The sequence below is a fragment of the Cohaesibacter celericrescens genome (assembly GCF_002866925.1).
Lineage (GTDB): Bacteria > Pseudomonadota > Alphaproteobacteria > Rhizobiales > Cohaesibacteraceae > Cohaesibacter > Cohaesibacter celericrescens.
The window spans coordinates 171,753-190,626 of record NZ_PKUQ01000042.1 but is presented as its reverse complement, the minus strand read 5'-3'; the positions used below and the strand labels follow the sequence as shown (position 1 = coordinate 190,626).

General features: G+C 52.6%; 18 protein-coding genes and 1 tRNA gene. 10 read left to right on the top strand and 9 right to left on the bottom strand.

Going from position 1 to position 18,874, the window contains the following annotated elements; translation table 11 throughout:
• Nucleotides 1-6: 6 nt before the first annotated feature.
• The 7 genes from C0081_RS17585 to C0081_RS17555 all read right to left on the bottom strand — a co-directional run bounded on the left by C0081_RS17585 (nt 7) and on the right by C0081_RS17555 (nt 7,357).
• Complete coding sequence (locus tag C0081_RS17585; RefSeq protein ID WP_101535156.1) at nt 7-1,782, bottom strand: adenine deaminase; 1,776 nt, start codon at nt 1,780-1,782, stop codon at nt 7-9.
• A gap of 1 nt (nt 1,783) precedes the next feature.
• Nucleotides 1,784-2,677 carry a nucleoside hydrolase gene (locus C0081_RS17580; protein ID WP_101535155.1) on the bottom strand — a complete coding sequence of 298 codons (894 nt, stop codon included), beginning with the start codon at nt 2,675-2,677 and terminating at the stop codon, nt 1,784-1,786.
• 2 nt (nt 2,678-2,679) lie between these two features.
• Nucleotides 2,680-3,693 (bottom strand): ABC transporter ATP-binding protein, encoded by a 1,014-nt coding sequence (locus C0081_RS17575; RefSeq protein WP_101535154.1) that lies wholly within the window; start codon nt 3,691-3,693, stop codon nt 2,680-2,682.
• Nucleotides 3,686-4,462, bottom strand: a complete 777-nt coding sequence (locus tag C0081_RS17570; protein ID WP_101535153.1) for an ABC transporter permease — start codon at nt 4,460-4,462, stop codon at nt 3,686-3,688. The genes C0081_RS17575 and C0081_RS17570 overlap by 8 nt, the downstream gene beginning before the upstream one ends.
• Before the next feature lie 3 nt (nt 4,463-4,465).
• Nucleotides 4,466-5,287 carry an ABC transporter permease gene (locus C0081_RS17565; protein ID WP_101535152.1) on the bottom strand — a complete coding sequence of 274 codons (822 nt, stop codon included), beginning with the start codon at nt 5,285-5,287 and terminating at the stop codon, nt 4,466-4,468.
• A gap of 61 nt (nt 5,288-5,348) precedes the next feature.
• Nucleotides 5,349-6,383 (bottom strand): extracellular solute-binding protein, encoded by a 1,035-nt coding sequence (locus C0081_RS17560; protein WP_101535151.1) that lies wholly within the window; start codon nt 6,381-6,383, stop codon nt 5,349-5,351.
• The gene (locus C0081_RS17555) at nt 6,380-7,357 is read right to left on the bottom strand and encodes a LacI family DNA-binding transcriptional regulator (RefSeq protein WP_101535150.1); all 978 of its coding nucleotides are present in this window, start codon (nt 7,355-7,357) and stop codon (nt 6,380-6,382) included. Before C0081_RS17555 ends, C0081_RS17560 begins: the two co-directional genes overlap by 4 nt.
• A gap of 315 nt (nt 7,358-7,672) precedes the next feature.
• Between C0081_RS17555 and C0081_RS17550 the strand changes: the two genes are divergently transcribed.
• Complete coding sequence (locus tag C0081_RS17550) at nt 7,673-8,647, top strand: Gfo/Idh/MocA family protein (RefSeq protein ID WP_101535149.1); 975 nt, start codon at nt 7,673-7,675, stop codon at nt 8,645-8,647.
• 212 nt (nt 8,648-8,859) lie between these two features.
• On the opposite strand, the gene C0081_RS17545 is transcribed toward C0081_RS17550, so the two are convergent.
• Nucleotides 8,860-8,935 (bottom strand) — tRNA-Ala (locus C0081_RS17545).
• Nucleotides 8,936-9,295: 360 nt separating this feature from the next.
• Nucleotides 9,296-9,685 (bottom strand): TIGR02300 family protein, encoded by a 390-nt coding sequence (locus tag C0081_RS17540; protein WP_101535148.1) that lies wholly within the window; start codon nt 9,683-9,685, stop codon nt 9,296-9,298.
• 259 nt (nt 9,686-9,944) lie between these two features.
• On the opposite strand from C0081_RS17540, the gene aroA reads away from it, so the two are divergent.
• From aroA to C0081_RS17485, 9 genes are all read left to right on the top strand, one after another.
• Nucleotides 9,945-11,282, top strand: coding sequence for a 3-phosphoshikimate 1-carboxyvinyltransferase (gene aroA, locus C0081_RS17535; protein ID WP_101535147.1), 1,338 nt, complete (start codon nt 9,945-9,947; stop codon nt 11,280-11,282).
• 117 nt (nt 11,283-11,399) lie between these two features.
• Entirely contained in the window at nt 11,400-12,155 is a 756-nt protein-coding gene (locus C0081_RS17530; RefSeq protein WP_101535146.1) for a helical backbone metal receptor, read from the top strand.
• A gap of 67 nt (nt 12,156-12,222) precedes the next feature.
• Nucleotides 12,223-12,840, top strand: coding sequence for a (d)CMP kinase (gene cmk, locus C0081_RS17525; RefSeq protein WP_101535145.1), 618 nt, complete (start codon nt 12,223-12,225; stop codon nt 12,838-12,840).
• Nucleotides 12,841-13,177: 337 nt separating this feature from the next.
• Complete coding sequence (rpsA, locus tag C0081_RS17515) at nt 13,178-14,869, top strand: 30S ribosomal protein S1 (protein ID WP_101535143.1); 1,692 nt, start codon at nt 13,178-13,180, stop codon at nt 14,867-14,869.
• Nucleotides 14,870-15,170: 301 nt separating this feature from the next.
• Complete coding sequence (sppA, locus tag C0081_RS17505) at nt 15,171-16,133, top strand: signal peptide peptidase SppA (RefSeq protein WP_101535141.1); 963 nt, start codon at nt 15,171-15,173, stop codon at nt 16,131-16,133.
• A gap of 86 nt (nt 16,134-16,219) precedes the next feature.
• The gene (locus C0081_RS17500) at nt 16,220-16,513 is read left to right on the top strand and encodes an integration host factor subunit beta (protein ID WP_101535140.1); all 294 of its coding nucleotides are present in this window, start codon (nt 16,220-16,222) and stop codon (nt 16,511-16,513) included.
• Between the two features lie 34 nt (nt 16,514-16,547).
• Nucleotides 16,548-16,937, top strand: coding sequence for a lipopolysaccharide assembly protein LapA domain-containing protein (locus tag C0081_RS17495; RefSeq protein WP_101535139.1), 390 nt, complete (start codon nt 16,548-16,550; stop codon nt 16,935-16,937).
• 240 nt (nt 16,938-17,177) lie between these two features.
• Nucleotides 17,178-18,149, top strand: coding sequence for a bifunctional Delta(1)-pyrroline-2-carboxylate/Delta(1)-piperideine-2-carboxylate reductase (gene lhpI / locus C0081_RS17490; RefSeq protein WP_101535138.1), 972 nt, complete (start codon nt 17,178-17,180; stop codon nt 18,147-18,149).
• A gap of 30 nt (nt 18,150-18,179) precedes the next feature.
• Nucleotides 18,180-18,833 carry a phosphoribosylanthranilate isomerase gene (locus C0081_RS17485; RefSeq protein WP_101535137.1) on the top strand — a complete coding sequence of 218 codons (654 nt, stop codon included), beginning with the start codon at nt 18,180-18,182 and terminating at the stop codon, nt 18,831-18,833.
• Nucleotides 18,834-18,874: the final 41 nt, after the last annotated feature.

Here is an 18,874-nt window from a genome sequence, read left to right as displayed (position 1 = left end):
TTGGAATCAAAAATAGCTGTCAAGCACGCAACTTTCGAGAATGCGCTCTTCGAACACATCCACCAGTCCGGCATCGCTAAGGCGCGGGCCGGGGTTGCAGACCAAGGATGACCCGAATAGCGCTTTGAACACCAGGTAAGGTGGGTCCCAATCCACCAGCGCGTCCAGAGCAGCGCGAACTGCGGTGAAATCCTCCGCAATCTTTTCAAGAGGGTCGCTGCTGACAAGGCCTGCAATGGGTAGAGCAAGAGAGGCGATCACTTCGCCGTCCTTTGCCACAGCTAACCCGCCATCCATACTGTGTAAGGCGTTGGCTGCAGCGGCCATATCAGCGGGATTGCGGCCAAAGACTGTCAGATTGTGGCTATCGTGAGAGATGGTTGTTGCAAAGGCGCCGCGCCACGTGCCCCAATTCTCCATAAATGCAACACGCACCGGCGTGTGGCGCCCGTGCCGGTTGACGACCGCCATGCGGATCATGTCATCGGGCAGTTTCAGCCTATCGCCTTCTATGGCAACGACGCGTTCACCCCATTGTGGAAAGCGTGGTTTTGATAAAGTGGCGATTTTGGCTTCGTTGCCCTGTGCGACGACTTCGAAATCCTGCGGTGTGAACCGTTCGGTTTTGACCGTCTTTAACAATGCTGCGGGGCAGGGCACAGACTGGTCCGGCGCAAGAAGCTTACCATTGTCAACTGCCAATGCTCCATCGGTGAAGACGGTTTGAACGCGCACATCAATGAGATCAGACAGCAATACGATATCGGCGCGTTTGCCCGGAGCTATCAAGCCAAGATCAGGACGACGAATGCGACTGGCCGCATTGAGCGTCGCAGCGCGATAAACCCAGTCGACAGGCAAGCCTTCGCGGATCAAAATACGCATCACACGGTCAAGCGCTCCTTTGTGCAGTAAGTCGTCCGCAAAAACATCATCGGTACATAGTGTGACGGTTTGCGGCAATTGGCCCAGTTCCAGCAAAGCCTTGGCAAAGGCGGGCAACAGATGCTCATGCGATCCGCGTAATTCTACAGTCATGCCCGCTTCAAGACGTGCAATCAGATCCTCAGCCGATGTGAGCTCGTGGTCGGTTTCGATGCCTGCCGCAGCATAGGCAGCCAGATCACGGCCAGCAAGACCGCGTCCATGGCCGCATACCCGTTTTCCGCTGGCGAGCCCCGCATTGACAATGTCCGTGACCCTTTTTTCGCCGGCAAGCAACGGCTGCATGGTCATAAGCTCGGCAGCGCCATGGATCATATCCCGTTTCAGAAGGTCGGACAGAACCACGCTATCAAAGTCACCACCGCTAAATTCATAACCCGGCGCAGAAGGCACGCAGGTGGGAGCCAGAGGCAGAATCCTCAAACGCGCCGAACGCGCTTCTTCCAGAGCATGGTCAACACCAGCCACTCCAACAACGTTGGCGAGTTCGTGTGGATCCCAAACCACGCTCGTCACTCCCTTGGTAAGGGCGATATTGGAATAGGTCGCTGCGGTCACCATCGAGCTTTCAATATGCATATGTGTATCAATGAAACCGGGCACAGCATAAGCCCCGTCGGCATTGATGCGTTTGTTTGCGCGCGCCTGTGGGTCTGGAGCATGCACCGATGCAATCAACGCACCAACCAAGCCAATGTCAGCCTGTCGCTCTCGCCCTGTCACCATGTCGAGGATGATGGCTCCTTCTATCAATATATCAAAGGCGCGTCGGCCGCAGGCAGCATCAACTGCGCATTGGCGTAAGGTGGGATTGGAAAGATTGGCTTCCTTCGCCATGTTATTGGTCTTTCTTGGCTAGTGCATGAAGACAGGTGCGAGCGGCATCAAGGGGAGCTTTGGTCAAAAGATGCCCCATAGCTGCTGGATTTGTTGTGAAGGTTGTTGCCCCGTAGTGATCCCCCGATTGTGTCTCGATCGCCATATCCATTGCTTGGCTCTCAAAAGCCTCGGGAGAGATAATCGCGAGCGCGGCCACAGGGTCATAGATTGCCATGCTGTCGCGGCCCCTGTTGATCGCAATGTCGAGATATCCGCCCAGCAGATCCGCCGTCAGCGGGTCGCAATTGGGCAGATCATCGGCGGCAAAATTCACCGTGCGGCACAGTGTCAGGTCTACCACATCAAGCGGCAAGTTGGCCTGCATCACTCTGAAGGTGGCATCAGGATCGGCAATCGCGTTGTATTCGGCAAAAGTGGTGTGATTGCCGTGCCCGTTGCTCCCACCCATCCAGACAAGGCGGGTGATTTTGGCTGCGGCCTCGGGCGTATCGTCGATCAGCTGAGCGATGTTGGTCAGTGGTCCAATGGCAAGGATCTCGCGTGGTTCAGTATCTTTGGCTGATAAAAGCCAATTGGCAAGCGCAGATCCCGCGGCAGGCAAGGGACGATTTGCGGGGACAAATGGCAATGCCCTGCCGCGGGTCTGCATTCCGGTTGGGCCAAGGATCGCTTCGGCGGTCTCTAGCGTGCGTAGCAAAGGGCGATCAGCGCCCTCATAGAGAGGCAAGTCCAGGCCATAGGTCTCAATCGCTCCAAGGGCATTGGCCTTGGCTTGCGCCAGCGGCACATTTCCCGCGACTAGCGACACGCCTGCCAGTGACACGCCATGCTGTTGCAATAACAATAATGCCCATAGATCATCGAAGCCAAAATCGGTGTCGACCCACAGCATCGTCAAGCGTCCAATGCACGTGCTGTGTGCAGGGGTAAATCAAAGGCGATGGTGTCGCCAATGGCCACGGCTGCGGCTCCGACTGGCGCATCGGCTTTGATTTGCCCGAGCGCGCTGTCGATGACATATTCGCGATGCTCTCCAGCGAAGCTGGACGCCAGAACAGCCCCTTGGTGCGGACCTTGCCCCACCTGAACCCCACCGGGTCGCCATGCCAATATGGCCGCGTCGCTCGCCGTGGTCATGGGCAGGCTGCCCGCATCCGAGACCAGCGCACCATCCTTGACGTGAAAGATATTCTCAAAGCCGATGAAATCAGCTGCAAAAGCGGTTTCGGGGCGGGCATAGAGATCTTCGGGTGTGCCAACTTGCTCGATTTTACCTGCATTCATCAGTACGATCCGGTCGGCCATTGCCAGCGCTTCGGCTTGATCATGGGTAACGAACACCATTGTGACACCGGTTTCGCGCTGCACGCGTTGCAGCTCAGTGCGCATTTCAAGCCGCAACCGGGCGTCAAGATTGGATAGAGGCTCATCCAACAGCAAGACTTTGGGTTCCATCACTAGCGACCGCGCCAGCGAGAGTCGTTGTTGTTGCCCACCTGACATCTCGGCCGGTTTTCGTTTCTCAAAGCCCGAAAGGCCGACCTTTTCGATCCCTGCCATAGTGCGGGTTTGCACTTCGTCATTGGACATTTTTTGCAAACGAAGGCCAAAGGCCACATTCTCAAAGGCATTGAGATGGGGGAACAGAGCATAGGACTGGAACACCAGACCAATGCCCCGTTTGTTAGCGGCCATACGCGTCACGTCGCGCCCGTCAATCAGAATTCGTCCCGACGTGGGTGGTAGCAATCCGGCGATGGCACGCATGGTGGTGGTCTTGCCGCAGCCCGACGGGCCTAGCAAGGCAACCAGCTCGCCCTCAGCGATAGACAAATTGAGTTCAGGAACGGCGACCGTCTTGCCATAGGACAGGGTCAGGTCAGTGAGCTGGACAAAATTTTCAGACATAACGAGATAATCCCAAAAGGCGTTCGGCAACAAAAACAATGGCGAGGGACATGAAGGCCAGCAGCGCAGACAAAGCGGCGACAGAAGGATCGTAGGTGATCTCCATATAGCTCAACATGTCGATAGGAAGGGTGCGTACGCCCGGACCTGATAGGAACAACGATACTGGCACCTGATTAAAGCTGGTCACAAACCCCAAAATGAAAGCGGCCAATACGCCGCCACGAATGTTGGGCAATACAATTTTGGTAAAAGCCTGCATGCGTGAACAGCCAAGAAGCACAGCCGCTTCTTCCATATCGGCTTTGAGGTTATTCAGGCTTGAAGAGACGACCCGAACGGCATAGGGCAAAACCAGCGCCGTGTGCGCAAGGAACAAAGCAAGTGTGATGCCGAAATTGAGCGGCACCACCAAATAGCGCAACAGGGCAAGGCCGACGATGATGCCCGGCACGATAATCGGCGCGGCCACGATTGTGCGGATGGTCTCAGACCCCGGTATTTTATAGCGACTAAGCGCATAAGCCGCAGGAACGCCTATAAGAAGCGCCGTGAGCGTGCCAAAAATGGCAAGGAACAGCGAAAGCGCAAAGCTGGCGCGAAAACTCTCAACAGTGAAGACCTTGGCGTACCATTTTAGCGATAAGCCGTCGGGTGGGAACGTCAGGCTTTCGCCCGCAGAGGCGCCTGCGAAAATGATGATGACAAAAGGCCCGATGAGGAACAGAAGCGTCAGCCCCAATATGCCCCAGTTTGCAAAATGTCTCATGGCTCAACTCCGGGCCGTTGCAATGCGCTTGAGCAGCAGATTGGTGGAAAAGGACATGACGATCAGGATCATGGCGATGACACTGGCCGCAACAAAATCATTGGATACATTGACCCGCTGATATAGCAGGGTTTCCAGCATCAAAACCTTGGACCCGCCCAGAATAGCAGGTGTGATATAGGCCGTCAGCGAGCCGGTGAAAACCAGTGTGCCGCCGATCACCAAGCCCTCTTTGGTCAGAGGCAGGATGACGCGGGTAAAGACCTGCAACCAGTTAGCCCCCAAAACGCGCGCTGCGGGGATGACATCGCGGGGAATATTCTCCATCGAGGAGACCAGAGAGATGATCATCAAGGGCAGGAACAATTGCAATAATCCAATGAAAACAGCGGTTTCAGTAAACAGCAGTCTCAAAGGCGTGTCCGCAATGCCCAGACCGACAAGGGTGTCATTGACGATGCCTGTGCGGCCCAAAATAACGATCCAAGCGTAGGTGCGCGCCACGGGCGAAATCATCAGCGGCAGAACCACTAGGCCAAACACCTGTCCGCGTGCCTTTGCGCTGAGATTGACAATGCAAAAGGCAGCAGCATACCCGATGATCGCTGCGGTGCCTGCGACCATCGCACCCAGTTTTAATGTGCGGAAAAAGACTTTTTGGTAGAGCGGCTTGGAGAAAAATTCGACATAGGCACCCAGCGACCAGCCACCATCATATTGGAAGGCCTCGGATAAAAGAATTCCCACGGGCACGAGGAACATCAGCAGTGCAAAAAGGGCAGCTGGCAGCGCCAGCGCCAACCCCTGTCGTGAATCAAGAAACATGGTTCCACTCCAAGCTCTTAAGAAGGGCAAGCATGCCCGCCCTTCTTTAATGCGCCATTGGTTATTTGATGACTTCAGTGTTCCACTGTTCAACCCAAGCTTCGCGTTGAGCAATGATATCCGCAGGTGGCATGATATTGAGGGAATTGATCAAATCAGCACCATAAGTCAGGTTTTCGGCGACTTCATCGCTGACTTTGACGTCCTTGTTGGCAGGGCTATCGATCATTGCTTCTGCAACACGGGTCTGCACATCGGTGGACAGCCAGTAATCCATGAACTGGTAGGCGAGTTCCTCATTGCCGTTGCCTTTGGTCATCACCATGACATTCATGCCGCCAGCTTGGCCTTCTTTCGGGTTCGCCCATGCAAAGTCTAGTGGAGAGCTTTTGAAACGGCTCCAAGCAAAGCGTCCAACAGGTGCGGCAATCACTTCTTCCTGGTTCATCAACTGTGCCAGCTCAGACGAACGGGAATAGAAGGTGACGATTTTGTCTGCTGCTGCACCAATGTCGGAAATGGTCTTGGCATAGTCGCCATTCTGGCCATTGGCTTTGTTCAGCATCATCAAGGTCAGCGGGCCTTGTGTGCCGGTGATATTTGGCAGCGCTACATTGTTGGCCAATTTTTCGTTGGTCAAAAGATCGCCCCAGCTGTCGATGCTGATCAGGTCTTTGCGGTAGACAATCGAGCTGGCATAAAAAGTGTAACCAACGGCCATATTGTCGCCGACGGGGTCTTTGGCAGCGTCATAAAGCTTGTCGAAGCTGGACAGCTTTGATGTGTCCAGTTTGGCCAGCAGGCCCTTTTGGGCCAGTGCCAGCGCATCATGGGAAGAAATAACAGCCATGTCGATCACAGGCTTGGCAGCATTGGCTTCGATCTTGGCCATGCGCTCTACGCTGTTGCCGGTCTCGATGACCAAATCACAGCCACAGATTTCTTCAAAAGGATCATAAAGGGCTTTTTTGTAAGCGTCTTGCGCGAAGGAATAAACCGAGATGGTCAGTGTTTTGTCAGCGGCAATCGCACCGGTTGTGAGGGCTGTTGATGCCATAACAACGGTCATTGCAGCGAGGGAGAGAGCTTTTTTCATGGATGAGGCTCCTTGTTGGAAGGTGAACGGGGTGCAGTGGTGGAGTGACGAAGAACCAGATCCATCGCGATGGTCTGGCCTACATGAGGGCTTGCTTTGCCTTCTATTTGTGCGGTGATTATATCAAGGACATAGTCGGCCAAAGTGTCGACATCCTGCGCGATCGTCGTCAGCGGCGGGTGCATGGCAGCGGAAAACGCCATGTCATCAAAACCGGTTAGGCTGACATCATCTGGTACGGTGAAGCCGGCTCGGGTCAGATGGGAATGGACGTTTATCGCCAACAGGTCCGATGTCGTCAAAATAGCGCTAACACCTTTTGACACGTGATCAGCGGCTTGCTCTATCCCCGCAGTCCCCCACAGGATCTCAACCTTGGTCTCGTATGGCAATTGTGATTTCATGCCCGCAATGCGGTCTTGCTGAACCTCCGAGACGGCATCAGCACCAATGATCAGGATTTTCTTGTGGCCCAAGGCTGTGATGTGGCGCGCCATCTGTGCGCCACCGCCCCAGTGATCAGCAGAAACCGAGTTGTTGGGATCGGAAGCTGTGTTGATGATTGTCATGGGGGTGGTGGGTGACGCGGGCGAAGAGCCTCGTTGGGGAACGACCAATAGGCCATCCACACCGCGGCTGATTAAGCGACTGATTGCCAGATCTTGCTCTTCAACGCTGCCACGGGAATCTGCAATCAAAATCGCAAACCCCAAACGATCTGCAGCGATCGAAAGAGCTTGCGCGATATGGGGAAACAAAGGATTGGTCAAATCGGGCATCACCAGCCCCAACACATGACTGCGCCCGCTTTTGAGCGCAATCGCTGCGGAACTAGGGCGATAGCCTAGCTCATCCGCACGGGCACGAATGCGGCTGGCCAAGACCTCGGAAACCCGCCCTTTACCGTTGAGGGCATTGGAAACCGTGGCGGCTGTGACCCCGATATCTGATGCAATTTTTTTAATGCTGACCATGCTATCTGCCCCGCTTTCTTCCCTTTTAGGGGGGATTTTCAGATTCACCTAGAAAAAAATTAAACGTTTAATCAGACATGGGGGCTTTGATAAATATTTGTGCGTTTGCTCGCCGGTTTGCTCAACAAGAGGGCAACCGCAGCCGTCTTATCCACGGTGGCTGGTTCAAAACAGGGTTTGCGCAACAAGACAGAGTGGCGCGTGCGATCAACTGAAGTGGTGTAGACAATCTGCACATAGGATAAGCCTCTTGCGTGGTGATCGCCACTGCCTGTAGCTTATGAGGTAGTCGATAGGGAGCAAAGAGGAGCCATCATGTCATCAAACCCCACTCAAACCGTCCGTTGGGGCATTCTCGGTTGCGGTGATGTGACTGAGGTCAAGAGCGGTCCAGCATTGCAAAAGGTTGCAAGATCAAACCTTGTCTCGGTGATGCGGCGCGATGCGGAGAAGGCAGCAGACTATGCCAGCCGACACAAGGTGCCGCACTGGACGAATGACGCCGATGCACTGATTTCCGATCCGGACCTGACGGCCCTCTATATTGCAACACCTCCCGATACCCATGCAGACTATGCCATTCGCGCGTTGCAGGCGGGAAAAAATGTGTTGCTCGAAAAACCTATGGCTCTCAATGGGCGAGAATGTGACGCCATTGAAGCCGCCGTGCGAGAGACTGACGGCAAACTCTGTGTTGCTTATTATCGCCGGGCGTTGCCTCGCTTTGAAAAGCTGAGGCAGATTATCACAGATGGGTCAATCGGCTCGCTGCGTTTGATCGAAGTCCGCCATTTTATGTGCAGCGATGACAGACCGGACCAGATCTGGAAAATTGATCCAACCGTCGGTGGAGGCGGTTGTTTTGTCGATATGCAATCGCACACCTTGGACTGGTTGACATATGTTTTTGGCATGCCAGTGGCTGTGAAAGGATTGAAAAAGCGACAGGGCAATCAGTATCAAGCTGAGGATCTGGTTTCTTATCTGATGGATTTCGGCGGATTTCCAACCGTTGGCATGTGTGCCTATGCGACGGCAGAGAGAGAAGAGAGTGTTACAATCCATGGCGATAACGGTTCTGCGAGTATGAGCTTTTTCAAACCGACCGCTGTTGCCTTGACTGTTGATGGTGTGGAGCGGCAGATCGAAATAAGTGATCCACCCCATGTGCATCAGCCTTTCATTGAGCGGGTGGTGGCGCATTTTCTGGACGATGCACCCAATCCATGCAGCGCACAGGACGGGCGTCGGAGTGCTGATCTGGTTGAAGAGATATTCAAAGGACTTTAGATTGCAATCTGTTGGGCCAACCTACTGGCCCAACAGTCCAAAGCGATCCAGCCTGCCAATTATCTAGACTTCGAGTAGGGGATTGGCTTTTTATGGGCTGATGCCTTTAACACTCACAGGGAGTGCGCCGCTTTATTTGCGATAGGGTCTATGCAACCGCGCCAGAAAGCATTTTTGAAATTTGTTAAGGAAACCAACCATTTAGGGAAAAATGGTGGAGCTAAGCGGGATCGAACCGCTGACCTCGTGAATGCCATTCACGCGCTCTCCCAACTGAGCTATAGCCCCACATTATTTGACAGGGTTCCTGTCATGGTGGTGAGCGGAACATATTGAAGGGCTTACGCGAAATCAATCCCCCATCTCACCGATTTGTGGATTCTTTCCCCAGTTTGTGAAAAGCCTGCCTTGGTTTGCCAAATGCATGCGTGTTTCTTTGGAAAGGAGGTGTGTGATAGTTGGTGATTCTAGCAGTGGATGCCGGTGTTTTAGATGCTTGTCCTAATTATTGGATATTCATGTACAAAAGAGCGCAACGGAAAACCGTCGCGCTCTTTGATTCGTCTGGCGAATAAGAGATCGCAATGCTGTGCTTTGGCTGCGATCAAAAGACAAAGATCATACACTCAGTAAGTGCAATGAGACTCTCTACTCTTCGTCGCCAGTAGGGACAATAACGTCCAGACCAATAGCGCCCAGCGCTTCTTCGTCTTCCTCATCTTCAAGGAAAACGTCATCATCATCGTCACTGTCGTCGTCCACATCAGGGATAACAATGTCGGATGCTTGTTCAGCATCAGCATCTTCCAGAGAGATTACCTCTGCTTCAGCATCATCATCATCGTCTTTGCTTGTGTCAGCCTCAACAACGACTTCTTCTTCTGGTTCTTCCACCTCAGCCACGACGGGCTTGGAAGATTTTTCCAATTCGAAGATCGTACCACATTTAGGGCATGTGATTGGATCCCGGTTGAGATCGTAATATTTTGCACCGCAATCTTCACAGACGCGTTTGGTTCCAAGTTCCGGTCGAGCCACAGCTTTGCCTCTTCGCCTAGATTTGTTTAATAGTCTATCAGTTTGATCAACTCCATTAGCCAACCTTGCCCTGCCTGTCAAAAGCTAAAAGTCGAAAGAGCGGGCAAAAACGGGATTTATATGTGTAGTGACGTGACGCAATGCATGATTTGGTGTAAGTCGGAGCCTGTTTGGTCTCAATTGCGCCCTCTCGAAATAGTCAGACATTCGGACTGGATTGGGGTGGCCTACACATAAAAAGGTTCATTTAGGGGGTGAAATGGCTCACGACGCCACGCAATTGTCTCCGCTCTCTGCCCATAAATCGCAAGGCCTGAAGGGCCGTATGCGTGTGCCGGGAGACAAATCTATTTCGCATCGTGCTCTGATTTTTGGAGGGCTTGCACGCGGTATAACCAAAATTTCTGGTCTGCTCGAATCAGAAGACGTGATCAACACGGCCAAAGCCATGGCTGCCTTTGGTGCCCAAATACATAAAGACAACGATGGGATTTGGTTTGTTGAAGGGCTTGGTACTGGATCATTGTTGGAGCCGAGCACCGTCTTGGATTTTGGTAATTCGGGTACAGGCGCGCGTTTGGTCATGGGTCTGGCTGGTGCTCATGCCTTCTCGACGACCTTTATGGGCGATGGGTCTTTATCGGGGCGTCCAATGGCACGGGTGTTAAATCCCCTGCGCGAGATGGGGACGCAAGTGCTGGGCCGGTCCGGTGATCGTCTGCCGTTGACCATTCACGGCGCAGATCCCGCAACACCGATCACCTATCGTGTGCCAATGGCATCCGCGCAGGTAAAAAGCTGTGTATTGCTGGCGGGCCTGAATATGGCCGGCACCACGACGCTGATCGAGCCGGTTAAAACCCGCGATCACACGGAGCGCATGCTGCGCGGCTTTGGTGCCGAGCTAGGCGAAGAAATCAACGAAGCAGGCGAAACGATTCTCACTTTGCAGGGTTTGCAAGAATTGACAGCTCAGGACGTTATCGTGCCTGGCGATCCATCTTCGGCTGCTTTCCCGATTGTTGCAGCGCTTATCACGCCGGGATCGGATCTATTGATCGAAGATATTCTGCTCAATGATACCCGCACAGGTCTCATAACCACCTTGATTGAGATGGGCGGCGATATCACCATTGAGAATGAACGCAATTCTGGCGGTGAGCGCATCGGCAATGTGCGTGTCCGTTCATCTCGGCTCAAGGGCGTTACGGTGCCTGCCGAGCGTGCCCCGTCGATGATTGACGAATATCCCGTGCTCAGCGTCGCCGCCAGCTTTGCTAGCGGCGAGACCCGTATGGAAGGGCTGGAAGAGTTGCGCGTCAAGGAAAGCGACCGTCTAGCGGCGGTGGCCGCCGGTCTTGCTGCCAATGGTGTGCCGCATGAAGAGGGCAACGACTATCTGATTGTGACCGGCGGCTCGAATCACATCGGTGGCGGCACAGTGGCTACCCATCTGGACCACCGTATCGCTATGAGCTTCCTCACCTTGGGGCTTGGAGCAGAAAAGCCGGTAACAGTGGATGATGCTGCGATCATCAACACATCTTTCCCTGGCTTTGTTGATTTGATGTCCGGTTTGGGGGCAAACCTAGGTTAAACAGGTGAGCCATTCAATGCATGGCTCAGAATATTATGGTCCCGTCAGAACAATCTTGCCACCTTACCAATAGGGCAAGCGCTCTGACGGGATATTCTATTTTATGATTGCAATGATATGCGTGTTGTTTCCCTCGTGCCAAGCTGGACCGAGACCTTGCTGTATTGCGGTGTAAAGGTTGTTGGGCGTACGCGGTATTGCATCCACCCCGCTTTACAGGTCAATGATATTCCCATTGTGGGCGGCACCAAAGACTGGGACTGGCCGAGCGTCGAAGCCCTGCAGCCGGATATCCTGATTCTGGATCGAGAAGAAAATGCTCGCTTCATGGGTGAGCAATCAACGATTCCCAGTCATATCACCGATATAACAAGCATGCAGGATGTGCAGGATGCTCTGTCAGCACTCGCCACCAAGCTTGCCGCGCCTAAGCTGGAAGCTCTCGCGACGCGCTGGTCTCGCGTTGTGGATCAGCGCACCTCAGCTTGGGATCTCACGGGTCCGCTGCCGGGTCTTATCGAATGGGGCAAATTTCCCGCCGAACCGATCCACACCATTCTCTATATGATTTGGAAGGATCCGTGGATAGCGGTCAGCCAGCGCACATTCATTGGCAGCATGTTGCACAGGCTGGGCATTGAAATTCCTGTTTTTGCCAAACAATACCAGACGATTCGTCTTCAGGACTATAACCCCCAAACGACGCTCATTTTATTCTCATCCGAACCCTATGCCTTTTTGCAACAAAAAGAGCAGTTGCAATCACTTGGAATTCCCCATGCCTTTGTGAATGGAGAAAGTTTTTGCTGGTATGGCATCCGAAGTTTGAAGTTTCTGGAAAAAGAACTTCAATCAGAACAAGCTATGCATTAGGAAGGGCTCTTAATGTCAGCAATTCGAATGGTCCCGAATTGTTGCCTAAAGAAGAAGGAAGCTGTTCATGATCATCGCAATCGATGGCCCTGCTGCATCGGGCAAAGGCACATTGGCACGGCGACTGGCCGAGCACTTGAATGTCCCCCATCTAGATACAGGTCTTACCTTTCGTGCCGTCGCCCATGCGCTTTTGACCGCGGGGAAACCGTTGGATGATGAAGCGTTGGCCGAGAAGGCTGCGCTTTCCCTGGATCTGGGGTCACTGGATCGGGTGATCCTCTCAGCCCATGCGATTGGTGAAGCGGCATCCAAGGTTGCGGTTATGCCAAAGGTGCGTAGCGCGCTGCTGGAGGCTCAACGGCTGTTTGCCAACCAGCCGGGCGGCGCTGTGCTGGATGGGCGTGACATCGGGACGGTTGTATGCCCCGACGCTGATGTGAAATTGTATGTAACAGCCAGCGCAGAAGTGCGGGCAAAGCGCCGTACAGACGAGATTCTCGGCCGTGGAGAAGCTGCGGATTTTGATCAAATACTTGCGGATGTCAAAATACGAGACGATCGAGACAGCAACCGCGCGGTTGCGCCGCTGGTTCCTGCACAAGATGCCCACTTGCTTGATACGTCAAAATTGGATATAGAAAGCGCATTCCAGCAAGCTGTGAGCATTGTTGAAAAGGTGTAAAGTTCGTGAGGTTTAGTGGTAAGGGCGCAGTATGTGCTCTTTTTGCTATGTCTGAAACCGAGCGAGGATCGCGTTTTCTTTGTGTTTTCAGTGGGTTTCAACAGATTGCAGGGTGTGGGAGCAAAATTGAACGCTTCAGATGCTCTTTTTGATCTGTCAAAGGACTCCGAGGAATATAAATTAATTTGGCTCTTTACTGACCGGAGACGCGCCGGGCCACTCCTTTATACCAAAGGATGGTCTTGTTCTGTTCTTCAGAGCACGGTCGGGAACGGGCTTTTGTAAAACACGAACCAATTGGCGCGGCCGAGCCCCAACGGGCTATTTAGGAGTTTTTATGAGCGATCTTAATCCGTCCATGGAAGATTTTGCTGCCCTGCTTGATCAGTCCTTTAGTGAAACAGAACCGCATGAAGGTTCTGTTATCAAAGGGACCGTCGTAGGCATCGAAAAAGACATGGCGATCATCGATGTTGGCTTGAAAGTCGAAGGCCGTGTTGCCCTGAAGGAATTTGGTGCTCACGGAAAAGACGGTGGTCTTGAGATTGGCTCCGAGGTTGAAGTTTACCTCGAGCGTATCGAAAATGCGATGGGTGAAGCTGTTCTGTCTCGCGATAAAGCACGTCGTGAAGAGAGCTGGGGCAAGCTGGAGAAAGCCTTCGAAGCAGAAGAAAAAGTTACCGGTACTATCTTCAATCAGGTCAAAGGTGGTTTCACCGTCGATCTGGACGGTGCCGTTGCCTTCTTGCCTCGTTCCCAGGTGGACATCCGCCCTGTACGCGACGTTACCCCACTGATGCACAACCCGCAGCCTTTCCAGATCTTGAAAATGGACAAGCGTCGCGGCAACATCGTTGTATCTCGTCGTGTAATTCTGGAAGAAACCCGTGCAGAACTGCGCACCGAACTGGTTCAGAACCTCAAAGAGGGTCAGACCGTCGAGGGTGTCGTCAAAAACATCACCGATTATGGTGCATTCGTGGATCTGGGCGGCATCGATGGCCTGTTGCATGTCACCGACATCGCATGGCGTCGCATCAACCATCCAAGCGAAGTGCTGACAATCGGCCAGACTGTCAAAGTGCAGATCGTGCGCGTCAATCAAGAAACGCACCGCATCTCCCTTGGCATGAAGCAGCTTGAAGTTGATCCTTGGACCGAGATCGAAGAACGTTATCCTGTTGGATCCAAATTCACCGGTCGTGTGACCAACATCACCGATTACGGTGCATTCCTTGAACTGGAACCAGGCATCGAAGGCCTGATCCACGTTTCTGAAATGTCTTGGACCAAGAAAAACGTTCATCCTGGTAAAATCGTTTCTACCTCTCAGGAAGTAGAAGTGATGATCCTGGAAGTTGATCCCGTGAAACGCCGTGTGTCTCTTGGTCTGAAACAGACCCTCGACAACCCATGGGCTGTTTTCGCAGAGAGCAACCCAGCTGGTACAGTCGTCGAAGGCGAAGTGAAGAACAAAACCGAGTTCGGTCTCTTCATTGGTCTCGAAGGCGAAGTCGATGGCATGGTTCACTTGTCCGATCTGGACTGGAGCCGTCCGGGCGAACAGGTCTTGGAAGAATACAACAAAGGCGACGTGGTCAAAGCTGTCATCCTCGATGTGGATGTCGACAAAGAACGCATTTCCTTGGGCATCAAACAGCTCGAGAGCGATCCGTTCGAAGCTGCTGCTGGTGAAATGAAACGCGGTGCTATCATCACTTGCGAAATCACCGAAGTGAAAGAAGCTGGTCTGGAAGTCAAAGTGATCGACTCCGACATGACCGCCTTTATTCGTCGTGGTGACTTGGCTCGTGATCGTGGCGATCAGCGTACCGACCGCTTCCAGGTTGGTGAAAAGGTTGATGCACGCATCACCCAGTTCGATAAAAAGAACCGCAAGCTTGCTGTCTCCATCAAGGCGCTTGAAATGGCAGAAGAGAAAGAAGCCATTGCTCAGTTCGGTTCGTCCGATGCTGGTGCATCTCTTGGTGATATTCTCGGCGCTGCTCTTAAAGCCCGCGAAGACTAAGCGATCGTCCTCAATCGTTGAAATACGGTTTGACAAGAACAGAAACCGCAGGTGCTTCGTGCCTGCGGTTTTTTTGTCTTAAAATGAATTTTGAGTGTTGTTTTGAAACAGGGTCAATCGATTTCATCAAGCCTTTTCAAACCTTTTTTGAAATCGCGACTATATTGGCGTTGCAAATAGACAAGGCACGGGTGATAAAACACCTGCGGCTCAAACAAATGTGCCGCGGCAATCGAGTTTTGGTGGCAACATCGGGATTCCAAGCCTTTGATACCAGACCCTAGACCCAAAGGACAAAGACATGTCTTTCGATACCGATCATTTGGTCGAGCGGCGACAAATGCGGCGCAAGCTCTCAATCTGGCGGGTTGTCGCCATTCTGTCTCTTATTGTTCTGGTTGTTGGTCTTGGCCTGTCCGTTGCCATGAACAATTTTGGTCTTAATCGCCAAAGCGATCACATTGCCAAAATCACCTTTGACGGCGTGATTTTGGGAGAAGAGCGTAAGCTTAAACTGATCAAGACGTTGCAGAAATCAGACGCGGTAAAAGGTGTGATTCTGTCAGTGAACAGCCCCGGTGGTGCGACGTCCGGTGGTGAGGCCATCTATGAGGCGCTGGTTGAACTTGGTAAGAAAAAACCGCTTGTGGCCAGTATGGATGGCATCGCTGCATCGGCAGGTTATTTGATAGCGCTCCCAACCGAACGCATCTTTGCCCGTCGCGCTACGATTACGGGATCTATTGGTGTCATCTTTCAATATACCGATGTCACCAAGTTAATGGAAACCGTTGGAGTTGAAATGCGTGCGATCAAAAGCGCTCCTATGAAGGCCGAACCCAACCCATTCAGTCCGCGCAATCCTGAAGCAGAAGCCATGATTGCGCGCATGATTGACGATTCCTTCCAGTGGTTTGTCGATCTGGTTGTCAAGCACCGCCCTTTTGACAGAGCGCGTGCTCTGGAGTTGGCCGATGGACGTGTCGTTACAGGTGGTCAGGCTGTGCAATTGCAGCTGGTTGACGAGTTGGGCGGTCCGGAAGCGGCCAAAGACTGGTTGGTAAAAGAGCATAAATTGTCCAGTGATCTTGAACTCATCCAATGGGAACCAGCACCACTGCGGGACAATTTGCCATTTGGTTTGGCGAGCCGGTTTGTGGCAAACTGGTTGCCTCAACCAATTATTGAACTGTTTCAGACACGAAATCAGGTCGGGAAACTTGACGGACTGGTTTCAGTTTGGCAGGCTCAAAAAAGCAAATAGTAAGAGCATATTACGCTTTTTGTAAACCGAACACTGCAACATACGTAACACGCCACATAGAGCGGACGAATGAAGGGGAGCAGTCGATGATCAAGTCTGAATTGGTACAACATATTGCGGAACAGAACCCGCATCTCTATCAACGAGATGTCGAACACATTGTGAATGCCATTCTGGATGAGATTTCCGACGCCTTGGCGCGTGGTGATCGGGTGGAATTGCGCGGCTTCGGGGCTTTTTCTGTAAAGAATCGTCCTGCACGCATTGGTCGCAATCCAAGAACCGGCGAAAAGGTTCCTGTGGCTGAGAAATATGTTCCTTTCTTCAAAACAGGCAAGGAAATGCGTGAGCGTCTCAATGACGGCGATGCAAGCGAATGATTCTGATTGCCAATAACTTGGGTTTCACACGATTATGAAAGCTATAAAGCGTTTGTTCCAGTTTCTGGTCCTGGTGCCAGTTGCTATTGTGCTGGTCTCTTTGGCGGTCGCCAATCGCCACGAAGTGAAACTGGCGCTGGATCCGTTCTCTCCGGAGCAACCTGCGTTGGACTTTTCTGTCCCTCTTTATGTCATCATTTTTGGCGCTCTTTTGACTGGGATTCTATTTGGCGGTTTTATGGCCTGGCTCAAGCAGGGTCGCCATCGTCGCACTGCCCGTGAAAAGCGTTATGAGGCTCAGAAATGGCGTAATGAAGCAGATAGGCAGCAAAAACGTGTGGAAACAATGATCCCAGACGCCAATGCGGACGTACAAAAATTACCTTCGCCTGCAGTCAAACAGCTTTCCAAGCCAGCGGCCTGACGCTTAAAATTGCGTCACCGGTTATTGAGCTCTGGAATTTAAAGTCTTGATGTGCCAGCCTTGCGGCTGGCATTGTCGTGTCTAGCGTGCTTTTGATCTGTTGGATTGCAGGGTCGACTAAGTCGGATAAAAAACAATTTGTTTTAGTGGCATGCTGAATTTCTAAGCGATCGTGGATCGCTCAAATCGCTCTGGGAGGGTGATGGAGCAAAACTGCTCTAAATTAAAGGAACACTCACGATGAAGTTTTTCGACGCTGCAATGGTAGAAACCGCGATGGACTATCGCGGTTTGGTTGGTGCTTTACGAGATGGCTTTCGCTCCAATGTTGTTACGCCGGTGCGTCACCACCATACAATCTCTCTTCCCGATCAAACCGACGCAACGATGCTGTTGATGCCATCTTGGCAAGATACAAAAGCGACAGGCACGTCAAAAGGGGGCTATGTTGGCATCAAGATGGTGACTGTCTATCCTGACAATGAAACCCGACTGCAAAAACCTTCGATTCTGGGCACTTATTTATTGCTTGATGCCGAAAGCGGTGAAATCCGCGCCCTGATGGATGGCCCAACCCTCACCGTCTGGCGCACGGCCTGTGCGTCTGCATTGGCGGCGGATTATTTAGCGCGATCCGATTCGTCGTCTTTGGCGATGATTGGCACCGGCGCTCTGTCCAGTCACCTGATCCGAGCCCATGCAAGTGTGCGGCCGATCAAAAAAGTCACAATTTGGGGTCGCAATCAAGAAAAGGCGAGCGCCTTGGCCGACCGCCTTGCGGATCTCGCACTTGACGTCACCATCACAAATGATCGCCAAAAAGCAGTCTCTGAGGCTGATATTGTCAGTTGCGCTACCATGTCGTCGACGCCGTTGGTCGAAGGTGCGTGGCTCAAGCCCGGCGCACATCTTGATTTGGTTGGGGCCTATCGCCCTGACATGCGAGAATCTGATGATGAAGCCGTCGCCAAGTCTCGTGTTTATGTGGATACCTTGGCCGGAGCCACCAAAGAAGGCGGCGACATCACACAGCCGCTTGCGACGGGCGTGCTGGCTCTTGATGATATTCGGGGTGATTTATTCGGCCTATGTCGCGACAAATGCAGTGCTCGATGGGGGGCGGAAGAAGTGACCTTGTTTAAGTCAGTTGGCACCGCTCTTGAAGACCTTGCTGCGGCAAAATATGTATATGAAAAGCTGGGGCAGGGTTAAGTCCACCCCATTGCAAGGAGAGAACAGGCCATGTATGTAAAGATTTGCGGGCTATCGACGCCCGAGACAATCGAAGCTGGCCTGCAAAGTGGAGCCAACTGGATTGGATTTGTTTTCTTTCCAAAAAGCCCGAGGCATGTGGAATATGGGAAAGCGAAGGAATTGGTGGGTCCGGTACGCGGCAAAGCGTCCATAGTCGCCCTGACTGTCAATGCGAGTGACGATGAGCTAGATGCCATCGACCAGTCGATCAATCCCGATATCTGGCAACTGCATGGTGCAGAGACCCCTGAGCGTGTTGTTCACATCAAGCAACGTTATGGGCGTCCTGTCATGAAAGCGTTGACCATTCGGGATGAGATAGATCTCGCGGCCATCCCCGCTTATGAGGATGTTTGCGATATTCTGTTGTTTGATGCCAAGCCCCCAAAAGACTCGAAAACCGAGCTTCCCGGTGGCAATGGTATCAGTTTTGACTGGCGTCTGATCAAAGGCCTTAAACTCAAAAAACCATTCGTTTTGGCTGGCGGTTTGGACCCGTCCAATGTGGCCGAGGCCATCCGCCTGACACGCCCACAAGGCGTTGACGTTTCATCGGGCATTGAAAATGCTCCTGGCGTCAAGGACCGGCAAAAAATTATTGATTTCGTCTATGCCGCAAAACAGGCTGCCGAGATGCTCTGAGGAGCCAGGCCCTGCGTATAGACTTTGAAAATCGAGCAAGG